The organism is Leclercia sp. G3L (genome assembly GCF_021117075.1).
GTDB classification, from domain to species: Bacteria; Pseudomonadota; Gammaproteobacteria; order Enterobacterales; family Enterobacteriaceae; genus Enterobacter; species Enterobacter adecarboxylatus_C.
Genome location: NZ_CP088265.1, coordinates 1,953,389 through 1,966,718, shown reverse-complemented (window position 1 = coordinate 1,966,718; position 13,330 = coordinate 1,953,389). Strand labels below are relative to the sequence as shown.

At 47.6% G+C, this 13,330-nt stretch carries 9 protein-coding genes, 1 tRNA gene and 1 pseudogene; 6 read left to right on the top strand and 5 right to left on the bottom strand.

The annotated features are described in order from the left end of the window. Positions 1-19 precede the first annotated feature (19 nt). Positions 20-2,155 (bottom strand): ornithine decarboxylase, encoded by a 2,136-nt coding sequence (locus LRS40_RS10870; RefSeq protein ID WP_231313685.1) that lies wholly within the window; start codon positions 2,153-2,155, stop codon positions 20-22. Positions 2,156-2,549: 394 nt separating this feature from the next. Between LRS40_RS10870 and LRS40_RS10865 the strand changes: the two genes are divergently transcribed. The 5 genes and pseudogenes from LRS40_RS10865 to LRS40_RS10845 form a co-directional block, all read left to right on the top strand. Next, entirely contained in the window at positions 2,550-3,260 is a 711-nt protein-coding gene (locus LRS40_RS10865; RefSeq protein WP_142487062.1) for a DUF554 domain-containing protein, read from the top strand. 95 nt (positions 3,261-3,355) lie between these two features. Further along, positions 3,356-3,431: transfer RNA gene (locus LRS40_RS10860), tRNA-Phe, on the top strand. A 560-nt stretch (positions 3,432-3,991) separates the two neighbouring features. Beyond that, the gene (locus LRS40_RS10855; protein WP_231313684.1) at positions 3,992-4,735 is read left to right on the top strand and encodes an HNH endonuclease; all 744 of its coding nucleotides are present in this window, start codon (positions 3,992-3,994) and stop codon (positions 4,733-4,735) included. Positions 4,736-4,809: 74 nt separating this feature from the next. Beyond that, a complete protein-coding gene (locus tag LRS40_RS10850; RefSeq protein WP_231313683.1) occupies positions 4,810-5,589 on the top strand; it encodes a hypothetical protein in 780 nt (259 codons plus the stop codon). Between the two features lie 299 nt (positions 5,590-5,888). Then, positions 5,889-6,065: pseudogene (locus LRS40_RS10845) on the top strand (hypothetical protein); the annotation flags it as partial. Here the strand turns inward: LRS40_RS10845 and LRS40_RS10840 are convergent. Both LRS40_RS10840 and LRS40_RS10835 read right to left on the bottom strand, forming a co-directional pair. After that, positions 6,046-6,582, bottom strand: coding sequence for a hypothetical protein (locus LRS40_RS10840; protein WP_060617882.1), 537 nt, complete (start codon positions 6,580-6,582; stop codon positions 6,046-6,048). The pseudogene LRS40_RS10845 and the gene LRS40_RS10840 overlap by 20 nt on opposite strands. Before the next feature lie 101 nt (positions 6,583-6,683). After that, positions 6,684-7,907: a PD-(D/E)XK nuclease family protein gene (locus LRS40_RS10835; RefSeq protein WP_231313682.1), complete on the bottom strand. Its 1,224-nt coding sequence runs from the start codon at positions 7,905-7,907 to the stop codon at positions 6,684-6,686. A 962-nt stretch (positions 7,908-8,869) separates the two neighbouring features. Here LRS40_RS10835 and LRS40_RS10830 point away from each other — a divergent pair. Further along, a complete protein-coding gene (locus LRS40_RS10830) occupies positions 8,870-10,066 on the top strand; it encodes a site-specific integrase (protein WP_231313681.1) in 1,197 nt (398 codons plus the stop codon). A 59-nt stretch (positions 10,067-10,125) separates the two neighbouring features. Here LRS40_RS10830 and LRS40_RS10825 read toward each other — a convergent pair whose 3' ends face one another. Together LRS40_RS10825 and LRS40_RS10820 are read right to left on the bottom strand one after the other, a co-directional pair. Then, positions 10,126-11,898 (bottom strand): DUF927 domain-containing protein, encoded by a 1,773-nt coding sequence (locus LRS40_RS10825; RefSeq protein ID WP_192464772.1) that lies wholly within the window; start codon positions 11,896-11,898, stop codon positions 10,126-10,128. A gap of 102 nt (positions 11,899-12,000) precedes the next feature. Then, the gene (locus tag LRS40_RS10820) at positions 12,001-12,855 is read right to left on the bottom strand and encodes a site-specific integrase (RefSeq protein WP_192464773.1); all 855 of its coding nucleotides are present in this window, start codon (positions 12,853-12,855) and stop codon (positions 12,001-12,003) included. Positions 12,856-13,330 lie beyond the last annotated feature (475 nt).

Sequence of the window (13,330 nt, the reverse complement as noted above, 5' to 3'; positions counted from 1 at the left end):
CTGCGAGGGGGGAATTTTTTTACTTCAGTACATACCCGTACAACCGCTTAATCCCGTCTGCATCCTTCTCGCTGTAAACGCCCTGCAGTTCCGGTGAAAAACCGGGCAGCAAATTGACGCCCTCTTCCAGCGCCAGGAAGTAACGCTGCACCGCCCCACCCCAGAGTTCGCCCGGCACCACGCACAGCACGCCCGGCGGGTATGGCAGCGCCCCTTCCGCCGCGATACGCCCTTCGGCTTCGCTGATGCGCACCAGCTCGACGTTACCGCGAATAAAGGCCTGGTTAGCATCCTGCGGGTTCATCGCCACGGTGGGCAGGCTCTCTTTACGGAACATCGCTTTCTGCAAATCCTTCACGTCAAAGCTGACGTACAGATCGTGCATCTCCTGGCAGAGCTGACGCAGGGTATAGCCGCGATAGCGCACCGGGTATTTCTTCCAGATGGTCGGCAGGACATCCGCAAGCGGGGTGTCGTCCTCAATGTGCTGTTCAAACTGGCCCAGCATCGCCACCAGTTGCGCCATCTTCTCTGCGCTCTCCGCGGGAGTGAGCAGGAACAGAATGGAGTTAAGATCGCACTTCTCCGGAACGATGCCTTTCTCACGCAGGTAGTGCGCCAGAATGGTCGCCGGGATGCCAAAGTCAGTATACTCCCCGCTTTCAGCATCGATACCCGGCGTGGTCAGCAGCAGCTTGCACGGGTCGACAAAGTACTGCTCCTCGGCATAGCCCTCGAAGCCGTGCCATTTGGCCCCCGGCTCAAAGCTGAAGAAACGCAGCTCGCTGGCAATCGCATGGGTAGGATGATCCTGCCACGGACGCCCGGCCACCACCGGCGGGATAAACGGCTTAATCATCTTGCAGTTGGCGATAATCGCCTTGCGCGCCTCGATACCCAGCTCAACGCACTCGGCCCAAAGCCGACGTCCGCTCTCCCCTTCATGGATCTTGGCGTTAACGTCGAGAGCTGCAAACAGCGGATAGAACGGGCTGGTGGAAGCGTGAAGCATAAAGGCGTTGTTGAGGCGCTTATGCGGGCAGAAACGCGCCTGACCGCGGATATGGTTATCCTTTTTATGGATCTGCGAGGTCTGGGAGAACCCGGCCTGCTGTTTGTGCACCGACTGGGTGACAAAAATCCCCGGATCCTTCTCATTGAGATCCAGCAACAGCGGCGAGCTATCCGCCATCATCGGAATAAACTGCTCGTAACCCACCCACGCGGAGTCAAACAGGATGTAGTCACACAGCTGGCCAATCTTGTCGATCACCTGGCGGGCGTTATAGATGGTACCGTCATAGGTGCCGAGCTGGATCACCGCCAGACGGAACGGACGTGCGTCACGGGCTTTTTCCGGAGCCACTTCGCGGATCAGCTCCCGCAGGTACGCCTCGTCAAAGCAGCGGTCATCAATGCCGCCAATAAAGCCAAACGGGTTACGCGCCGCTTCGAGATAAACCGGGGTCGCTCCGGCCTGGATCAGCGCGCCATGGTGGTTGGATTTATGGTTGTTGCGGTCAAACAGCACCAGATCGCCACGGGTGAGCAGCGCATTGGTCACCACCTTATTGGCGGCCGAGGTGCCGTTGAGGACGAAATAGGTCTTGTCGGCGTTAAACACCTTCGCGGCGAACTTTTGCGCATGCTTGGCAGAACCTTCATGGATCAGCAGATCGCCCAGCTTCACGTCGGCGTTGCACATATCGGCACGAAAGACATTCTCACCAAAGAAATCGAAGAACTGGCGGCCTGCCGGGTGTTTCTTAAAGAATGCCCCGTGCTGATGCCCCGGGCAGGCAAAGGTGCTGTTGTCCATCGCCACGTACTGGCTGAGAGTGTCGAAAAACGGCGGCAGCAGGTTCTCTTCATAGCGACAGGCCGCGGCTTCCAGCTCTAACCACTCCTGCGCTTTGCCATCGATCACAGCATCGACACCCGCAGGGGTTTCAACAGGCTGTGGCGAGAACATAAATACAGGCAGGTTAAAACCGGTGCGTTTCAGTAATGCGAGGATGCCGCTGTGACTTTCAGCGACGGTAATGACGACTGCCGCCACATCCGTAAAATCTGTGTTATCCAGCGTCACCACTTCCCGGTGTGTGGATAAGGCGGACGCCAGCTCGCGGCTGACGGCAATTTTCATTGATTTCATAAGCGCAAATACCCGTGCAAGGCGTGAAAAAGCCCCGGACAGGGAGTCCCCCTGCCCAACGAATGTGTCTGACCGGAGTTCAGCTCCGACCGCCAGACATCAGTAAAAGCAGAACGCGTCTGGTTTTAATGTTGTCCTGCAGTGAGCCTACGTTACCCTCACCGCATGGTGAGCGTAGAATAAGATGTGTCGATACGGCCAGCCATTCGAGCGAGAGAGAGTCTGTGCATTGGCGGCCTCGTATCTGAGAGGAGAAAATTCGCGCAATAATGTCACCTTTCGCCAGGGCGCGCAAGAAGGAATCATTATGCAAAAAATGGGATTAACTTGGCGATTACTCACTGAAAAGAGTAATAATAATGCAATATCAATGAGTAAATAACAGGAGTTCACAGTGGTTATTGGACCGTTCATTAATGCGGGAGCCGTGCTGCTGGGCGGCGTACTTGGCGCCGTGCTAAGCCAGCGACTACCGGAGCGTATTCGCTCCTCGATGCCTTCAATCTTTGGCCTCGCCTCACTGGGGATTGGTATTCTGCTGGTCATCAAGTGCGCTAACCTGCCGGTGATGGTGCTGGCAACGCTGCTTGGAGCGTTGATTGGAGAGTTCTGCTATCTGGAGAAAGGGATTAACGGCGCCGTCAGCAAAGCGAAAAACCTGCTTTCCCGTGGGAAACAGAAAGGCGGTGGTCACGACGCGTTTATCCAGAACTATGTCGCCATCATCATTCTGTTTTGCGCCAGCGGCACGGGGATTTTTGGCTCGATGCAGGAGGGGATGACCGGCGACCCCAGCATTCTTATCGCTAAAGCCTTCCTGGATTTCTTCACTGCCACCATTTTTGCGACCACCCTGGGTATCGCAGTTGCCGCGATTTGCGTGCCGATGCTGCTTATCCAGCTCGCCCTCGCGACCTGCGCCACATTAATCTTACCGCTGACCACGCCGGCAATGATGGCGGACTTTACCGCCGTTGGTGGTCTGCTGCTGCTGGCAACCGGGCTGCGGATCTGCGGAATTAAGATGTTTGCGGTAGTCAATATGCTGCCTGCGCTGGTGATCGCCATGCCGCTTTCCGCCCTGTGGACCGCGTTTTTTGCCTGAGATCGCAGCAAACTGGCGACAGAGTGTGCGGTCAGTAGCGAAATCAACAAATTCCATTGACGGCACGAGGCGGATCGGGTTTAATTCGCCCCGTTGCCCGGATAGCTCAGTCGGTAGAGCAGGGGATTGAAAATCCCCGTGTCCTTGGTTCGATTCCGAGTCCGGGCACCACTATTTAGAAAAACCAGCCTACGGGCTGGTTTTTTGCTATCTAGGGTTCCGGTAGATTTCTGGTCGTCTTAGCCACAGTTACCGCCACTCGGCCTCTTCCATCCAGCCTGAGCATTTCCCTTTAGCGACTCCCTACCCCTCCGGTCACTGTGCCAACGTCTGCTGGTCTTCACGCTGCCAAAAAACACTATTTCCAACAGGTATACCTAGTTGGTGAATTGATCACAGCAAGGCAGCATCCGGTCTTTGTCCGGTCTGGGGAAGAAAAGCATCATCCTTTCCGGTAATCCCCCTAAAAACCCGCAGGGATTGATTGCACTCGCTTTGCTCAAGCAGATAACAGTACCGACAATTGAAGTACTTAAAGTGATTTGGTAATTATTCGTGAATAACTACCGCACTTCGATTTGCTCGTTTGCCCCGGCCTGTTCAAGCCCGGTTTCATACTAACCTCTAATTGCTCAAATCCCCTTATGCTGGCGCTGTCAGAAAACTATATAAAGTGCTGGATCACTCGTACATTTTTTATGTACAAAGGAATACTTAAAAGGGAGATGGACATGAACAGAAAACAATTCATCCAGTCACATGGGGCTACTTGCAGGAACTGGACTTGGAGTTGGTCATTCGTTAATCACACAAAGAAGATGGTGATTTTTGGCGCATGGGATGTACAGAGAGAACAGGAAAGGTCTGTAATACTCCGAGAGCGGTGGAAAACCAAAGTGGTAGATGGCAAGACAAGAAAGAACTTGGGATATGTTCAAGCTATTGAACACATCCAATTGATTGCCGAAGGTTATGACTTTTTCACCTTTGATATGGAGCAGGGGCGAAACGACGAAGATCGAGATGTTGCCGTTATCAAAAGTTTTACCCCTAAACTTGAAAAGCGTTTTCTACGAAAAGAAGGAACAGTATGGTATGCCGACTTCTTACCTAACTCGTTTCCCGATGAAATTCCCGCACCTGAGAATTACGCAGAAGGTGCAAAAAAGCAGGTTACGGTAAACTCTTACGAGCGTGATCCAAGAGCACGACAGGCTTGCATTGACCATCACGGTACTTCCTGTAAGTGTTGCAGCTTCGACTTTGAGAAAGTCTATGGTGAACACGGCAAAGGCTTTATCCACGTGCACCATATCAAACCGCTGCATACGGTAGGTGAGGACTACGTGGTAAATCCAATCACTGATATGGTTCCCCTTTGTCCCAACTGTCATGCAATGATACATCGCAGCAGTGAAGTCTTAAGCGTAGAAAATTTAAAAGATATGTTGCTTGAAGATACTAATCGAAGTTAAATAAAAATTATTTTCAGGTGAATTAAATATGGAAAAGAAAAAAAAGAACTATAGTATGCCTAAGTCTCTCAGAAATGGATGCGATACTTAATAATAAAAATCTATCTGATTATTTATTTAATTTCAAATCTAACAACAAAATTTCATCCGCCCCGGAGGCAATATTTATTGCATACGTTATGTCTTATTTTAAACCATTAAGGTTTAAAAATATCTCAGGAACTAATGTCGTAATAAATGGTGTTCATGGATGTTACTCTGTAAATTTTCATCTTCAGAAAAAGGTTTACAATCCAAAGACCAAAAAAAGCCTTTCAAACGATTTAATAATTGAATTATATGACTCAGATACAAATGAAATCATTGCTAAAATTGGACTTGAATATGATGGGCATCCTGAACATACTAATTCATGGGGAATTGTCAGTGATAAAGAAAAGGATCTGATTGTTTTGAAACATACGGGGATGATGAGACTTAGAATTGCCCCGGAATTTTTTCAATCGACTGAAGATAGAAAGGACGTATATAGAGCAGTTAAAAAATATTTTGAGCAGTATATTAAACTTATCCCCAAGAAAAAACGAAATGTGAATCCCGTTCGTACATATATTGAATGCCCTCTTTGTGAAGGTGTTCAAGTATTGGGTGCACAGTCTTGTCCTGTCTGTATGGGGAATGGCTATGTTTTGAATAACATTTATTCAAAAATTGATATCGATGTTTTCGACTCCTTTGACTGTCCGGACTGTACAAAAATGACTATAAGGAATTGTAGAAAATGTCGAGGTAAAGGTTTTCTAAATAGAGACGAAGCGATAAGGATAAGGAAGGAAGAACTAAACACATTGTAATTGAAGTTTATGCTGAATTTCATCAGAGACTTTTGACCATTGTTCGGGTGTAATCTCTTTGTGATCTTACCCTCCAACAATGGACACAATCCTAAACGAGGCTCTGGTCTTCAAACTGTTCCCAGCTGGTGTAAAAAATACTACCGCGCCGGTAGGCTTGCTCAACCCCTCGCAATTCCGGAAAGGGTTCCCGGCCTTGTTCACGGTTCTCAATAATATCGGTTATGAGTACTCTCAACCAACTGACTCCAACTTGTATAGCCAAAAGTCACAGGATTACAGTTATTCAATTACTGATCAGACTATGGCAAGCTTTTCATGACACGATAACCCACAATCACCAGTGTCGTTCAATTTGGCTGCCGTTGAAGAAGGTTCGCCACTTTATAGAAACCGCCAGTCCATTCTCCGAAAGTAAGCATGGATTGGTAAAAATGTTGCGGTATTGGGGGGTATTTAGCCCGCCATCTGGATAAATATTTCTACTGACACCCCCATCAGGAACGCACCAGCCAGATAGCGCTGCTCAGACAGGTCAGCGAGAACCTGTTCTTTGCTGCTGCGGAATATCTCAGGGCAGTCTGGTAATAGCGACTCAACACCACAAGTTGCCGCAGCAGCACAGCAATTGAGCAATCGCGGCAAGGCATCATCATAGATAACGTCGGCATCGTCTCCCCAGTAGTCGTCCTGTTTCATAATGTATGCTTTCATCTGGTGGGGATCGGTATTCCACGGCAGGACGGCATAGGCCGGATTCCTACCCTCGAAGATCTGCACCAGTTCGCTGATCTTGGCATTCACCAAATATGCGCTTTTGTGCGCCGTTATCTCATGTTTTGCCTGCTGAATTCGCGCATGCCATGCCACGCGCTGCAAATCATCCAACAGCTCGTTCACGACCGGAATACTGTTTAGCCAAATCTTCCCGTCGCTCTCAGCATCAATCAACTGCTGCATACCAAGCGGAATGCTGTCTTCAATATTATCCATGTACCCTCTCATAGATTTTGCTTACCACATTAAGTCGTGATCACGTCCTGTCCTCATTGGCTATCTACCACTGCAGGCGTTTACTGCAAACGATCAGATAATTAACGCAATAAACACATATCCAGCTTTTCATGAACGGCCAGAATCGCTTCACGGGTAGCTGCAAAAATACTGTCTGTATCACGCTCACGGAGCTTCGCCCAAACCGCTCCATCATTACCCCAGTCTCTAGGAATGCGATTTTTCCCTTGCAGATCGAAACCTCTGCTCCACCATGACCAGTATTCGCTGGATTTACCCTGCGTGTGTGGAAATATCTCTGACATGGCAGCAGCTATTTTTGCAGATTGACCTTCAACCAGACTCACTCCCGAAATGCCAAAAAATAAACCATAATAACCTGAATACTCAAACTCCCAGCACAAAGTGTAATTACCATCCGAACTTAATGGGATATAAAAATTAGCCCCACGTTTCGATAGGTCCCCATCCGAGATTTCAATAGAATAAGGATGATTAATGAAGCTGGCATTTAAATCAGAAATAAACTCTTTGAATAAATCGTTGCGAACCTCATTCATTTGGTTAAAAATCATAAATGCCGATTCTATAGAGTGCCTATCCTTGCGGATGATTTCTGACAACTCACAACTATTATCCATTATGAACTCACCATTAATTGACTGGTTGATATATTTAATCAATGATTCAACAAATATTTTGACCGCACCTGCCCGAATATGTAATAAACATTCATTAAGCCATTTGACGACTTCATGCCAGGATATCGTGAGTATATGTTGCTTCAGCGCTTCCGGGGTATTGTCAGGAAGAGTCCACTCTCCTGGTTCCTGATTGCATAAATAAATTAACTTCCATGGTCTTTCACTTTTGTTCAGCCATAATGCATAATCCCGTAACTGATTTTCCTGATCTGCTGCCCATGGCTTATTTTCGATAGCAATAAAACCCTCTGAAGACGTCATCAACAGATCTATTTTTCTTCTGTTTTCAATAGTGACTTCATAATCAACCCTGACTTTATGATGGCTGCCTCCGGTAGTTATAGGGCTATCGTGCCCACTCTTTTCAATGAGGGAAAAAAATCCCTTTAGAAACAGTGCTGACTGACCATGAGTTTCATTAGGAGAAAGCAAAAATCGTAGATAGCGTGAAAGGGCCAGTTCGTCATTCCTCAGCCAGTCCATGAGGCTGAAATCAGGTGCCAGCTCGGACTGATAGCGTAATTTAGCCAGAGTCGTCACTTCATTCCATCGTGCAATACTATCCAGAAGCGCTGCAGCATGCTGCTGTATGGCATTCATTGTCTTACCCTTTTGGCAAATGATGCTCACCACACTAACGCTGTTCACGATATGAGCAAGTGCAAACCAGAAAAGATCTGATCAGCATCAACATAGGACCTCTCTCCCGTCCTTTTCCCACAATATCCCCGTAGTTTTCCCGTAACAGAGATCCACACATCCCTTGTATACCAACACTTTGCTCCAAATTTCCCGTTTTCCCGATTTATTTTCACAGGGTGGGTATGAATGCTACCACCAGTCATCAATCCAACATTTATATCACTCTGTATATTCCTTCATAAAATAATGGTAATAAACTCAATCCCAAAAAACATACGTTACATGATAAAAACAAATTAAACAGACAATGAAGGCTTTTCATTTTATTTTCTCAAATGACATGATGTATCGTTAACCATGACTTTTATTCTTGCAGCAGATAAATGTGGAAACTCAGCGTGACTGATATTTCTTTGATAATTAAATTAACTATTAATATTCATACCCATTAATAAAATAGTTCCAAATTAACTGTAATGATTTACTGATCAACAAACGGTTTCATGTACATATTCATTTATATATTATTCATATAGGTTGTTTATTATCTAATAAATTTACCCTCTTCACTGAAAGACCGATAGTAAACAACACACCGTTGCCTTTAATTCAGTGCCCTCCCCTGCACCATTCTCACGGGGAAACGGGGAATTACCTGTCAAAACGTTATGGCGCAATACTTTTTCAGCTCCCGTTTTAAGGGATTTCGCCGGGTAAGTTGCGGGGAAGACCAGAGACGGACCGGAGAATTCTGGCGATCACCTTCCCCCCATCAGTAGCCGTCATTGCCACAACATAGTCATGCTGCCTTTTCTGCTCCAACGCGCATTACACACTGAGGAACGGGACTCTTCCCTCCCTGCCTCACTTTCTGACCACATTCACGCATTAAATCACCCACTGCATAAGGAGACTTCTGCATGCCCACACCACGCCGTTTTAAGTTTACTCAACGCCTCATTGATGGCCTGCCCCCTAATGAACCAGATGCCCCCTCCCGTGAAGCGGAATACAGCGATACCGAAATCAGCGGGCTCAAATGTCTGGTTGGTAAGGGAGAAGGTAAGAAGAAGTTTCTCCTGCGCTATCTCTGGCAGGGCCGCAAACGTGCTATCAGCATCGGTCACTGGCCGGAGATTGATGTCACTGTCGCCCGAAAGATTGCCACTGAGATGAAACGACAGATAGCCACTGGTACTGACCCGCGTTACGAGCGGGACAAATGCCGGGCCATACCTACCCTTCAGGAAGCCTTCAGCCAGTATTACTTCCCATGGGCAAAACTGCATAAAAAGAGCTGGAACAAGGATGAGCAGCGCTTTCGTGACCACATTGCCCCTATGATGGGAAATCTGCTGCTTAATGAAATCACGCCTCGTCACGTCACCCAACTTCAGTCATCGCTCTGCGAAACCTGTCAGCCCGCCACCAATAACCGGGTGATTGCCCTGCTGAAAGCCCTCCTCAGATGGTCATTGCGTCATGAGATGGTGACAGTGAACCCGGCGGCAAACATCCCACTTCTGCGTGAAAATAACGCCCGCCAGCGTTATTTCTCGGAAACGGAAATCCGGCGCATATTCGAGGCTGCCAGTGAGGACAACAGCCGTGTAGTCGGGATTTATATTCGTTTACTGCTGCTGACCGGATTGCGACGTGACGAGCTGAGGCTGGCAAAATGGGTACATTACAACAAGCAACAGGGAACGCTGTGGCTACCGGAAACCAAGAACGGCTCAGGGCGACTGGTTCATCTCAACGACTGGGCGGTAAAGCTGATTGATGAGTTACCCCGCTTCGGCGGCAATGTATGGATGTTTGGCGGCAAAATGCCGGGCAAACCAGTCTGCAATGTCACTAAAGCCTTCAGGCGCATTATCCGACGGGCAGGCATCTACGATGAGGAGGTCTGTATTCACACATGTCGCCATTCAGTCGCAGCATTAATCGTTTCACGGGGAGGCACCCTATATGACGTCCAGGCCCAGCTCGGACACCGCAGCATTCAGTCATCACAGCGTTATGCTCATCTGCATCCGCAGCGGCTGAAAGCGACCGGCCAGTTGATAGAGCAACATATTGGTAATGCACTGGCATTTTCCGGGTCATCTGATTAATCAACAGACATGAGAAAGGCCGCCTGTGCGGGCGGCCTGTGGAATCAATGATTAAGAATTCAGAAACTGGCTGTGGCAAATTCGGCAGATAAGCAGTACCCCGTCACGTTTACTTTTTGTATGGTCCGGCGTGTCGTCAGGCGATCGCCTTCCGGGCGTGTCAGATAACCTTCTTCGTCAATTAAGCGGGCCAGTTTTTTCGCAGACAAGCCCCAGTTCATCCCAAGTTTTTCAAGGGCGTCCGGCAGTATCAAATAGCTCCCGTCATTTAGAATATACCCGGCAGTATCGGTCTTACGGGAAGCAAAAGAAGGCATTTTCACGTCAATAAATTTTGAACGACTCACCGCAATGAAGTTCTGGACGGTGATCAGGACGTTCTGTTTACGACCAGCATCAGCGCGATAATGCTGCAACCAACGTTTAAAGGCTTCATAAACCACATCGGCAATTTCTGGACTTTGCCACGGCAGGATCGACCAGTCTGCGGCAAAGGCCCCCGTCATATAAAGGATAGAGAAACGATGCAATGCTCTGTTTTCAACAGAACTGAGGGTAATGAGTTCTGCATGCAAGTGCCGCTTCATTTCATCATGAAACTCGTTCAGTGATGACCTCAGAATATCTGACGTTGTTTTCCAGTCAAAATACTTCCCGTCTTCATCTACGAGATGTGTCAAACAACGAATAAATTCATAGCCAGCACTACCATGGCAGGTCAACAGACTGGTCTTTATTTCGCTAATTCGCTGTCTGGCGGCATCGATATCTTCATTTTCGCTTCTGGAGTCCTCCGATGTGACAGGGATAGACAAGGCGCGATGCAACATACCATCCATCACCGGAGACTTTTCAAGGCGAATTCTGTCTACAATCGTCAACTCACCGGTAGACAGTACGTTTTGAGCCCATGTGGATTGCCGCGCCATCCCCAAAGTCTCGCCGTCCATTCTAGACTTCGTAACACCGGAAACGATGTCATACAGCGTCTCTGCAAAAAATTTACCGGTGAATGAGCCAAGCTCGTCCAGGCATAAGGTCGTTCCGTTATTCATGACCATCAGCAATTCCAGCCCATTAGATGTGCTGTTCCAGCGCTGGATCTGGGTCGGGCTACCACTTCCGGGCTCAGCTGCGAGACCATTCACGCTGGCACCTGCCTGAATCGCGGCAGTTTTACCCGTCGAGCTGTCACCACACAGGTGGAAAATGGCACCACTTTCGCCCAGAAGAGGGAGAAGGAATGAACTGAGCCCCACCAAGATAGACAGTTTTGGAGCCATACCACATACCTTCTTAGCAATCAGTTCCTGCCATTGCTCAAGCGAACCTGAGACAGCAATGGCATGATTAATCGTCATATCCTCATTCGGGATCACATCCTGGATCCCCTCTCGTCCAGCCATAAAGATTGGATAAGGACCAAACTGAAACACCAGCTCCTCAGGTTGAAATCCTGGTCGAATCGCCACGCGGTAAAGTGGCAAGTCCTGCTCACAGGACTTTTCCAGGAACATCAGAAATAGTTTGCCGTCCTGGACAAAGACGCCCTTCCCGGCAAGCTGACTGATAACAGAATCGGTATTTCTTTTAACCTTCTTAAGGCTTATGGTTACGTCAGCTTCAGCACCGCTGTGATTCGTGCATTTCAGAACAATGTGCCAGTTCCCGTTCAGGGTACGGTTACAGGCTTTTGCCACAGGTTTCAGCGAATGACTGGACACAAGTTTCTTTTTATCATCATCTTCATGACAATAATACAACCGGCCATTCTCTTCAGTAAAACCTTCCGGTAATTTGTGTTCTGCTGATTTGCTTTTCACGTTTGACATAATGTAATCCTTATCAGGTTTTATTTTAGGTTGTGGAGCGCCCTTCCCTTAACAGGGAATAAAGCATTCATTTTATAAATTGATAATTTGATACTACTGCAGTCAGTCTTTCATCATCAGGGCCATCGCTTTTTCAACATCTTCATGTTGTTTACCATTAAAGAATGCGACGTACCGCTCAGTCGTTTTGATATTCCGATGTCCCAGGAATACCTTTACGGCATAGATATTATTGGTCGCAGCAAGCATTGCTGAGCCTGCGGTATATCTGAGCTCATGCAACAGGCATTTGCGAATACCGGCTTTCTCACAGAGTTTTGCCATTAACCTTCGCGGTTCACTGACCATCCCTCCATTGCTTGAGCGGAAAATCAAACCTGTCGCCCCATATTTATTCTGCTGCATACGTAAAACTTCCTTAGCTTCGCGACAAAGTGGCACCAACCTGGAGTCACCGGATTTACTATCTCGCAAAAAGAGTGTACTCTTTTTAAAGTTTATATCTTCAATCAGCCCAGAGCGTGCTTCACCCAGACGCATTCCGGTGAAAGCCAGAAGCATAATAAGACTCAGCGTGTCGCGTGGCTCTGCAACTATTTCCTCTTTAAGAACTCGAATTAATGAAGAAAATTCTTCTGGTTCAAGAGTTTTTCTTAGTGATGCAGGCTCTTTATAAGTCCGCATTCCGGCCACAGGGGACTTATCTATGTAGCAATATTCGCGCCCAAACGAGAATATCGCTTTGAGTAAATTAATATGACGATTGAGAGTCGAGTTCTTAAGATGCGTCAAACCATTAATATAGCTTTGAATCTGTAGCCGCGTAATATCTTCAATCTCTGTGCCACCTAACTGTGGCACAATATAATTCGAGATTTTAGAACTATCCGTATGGCTGGATTTTTTATACCCTCTGGTGTGCTGAAGGTATATATGGCAGAGTTCAGCCAGGGTCATAGCTTTTCAGCAATACATCAATGTAGTGGGACAATTTCACATTGTTCTCCTTCTGTCAGTTTCATTCACTCACCAGATTCAGTTTCTGATTTCCGGTGCGCCTCGGTATGGGGATAAATTTACGCTCGGCAGGGAAATCAGTCCAAAGCTATGACAATAGATGAAAGCAAGGAACATTCTTCTGGTAAAAAAAACCATTAAATACATATTGATACAATATCCTTGCAGTTCTCGCCATAATACCTGCGGGATTTAGCACAAAATACCACCACTAAGCAGACCAGATAGTTAGAATGCGCTCAAAAGAATGAGCGTTTCCCGTAACGCCCTCAATTAGATAAGAGTTATTAGCGCCGGCGGCGCATAGCCTCCCAGGGCACCATCCTCTACGAATGCCTGAGGCTCACACTAGTCACACCTATGTGAGAAGCGCTCCCTTTGATACTATGAACTGACGGAAACCTATTCGGTCTTT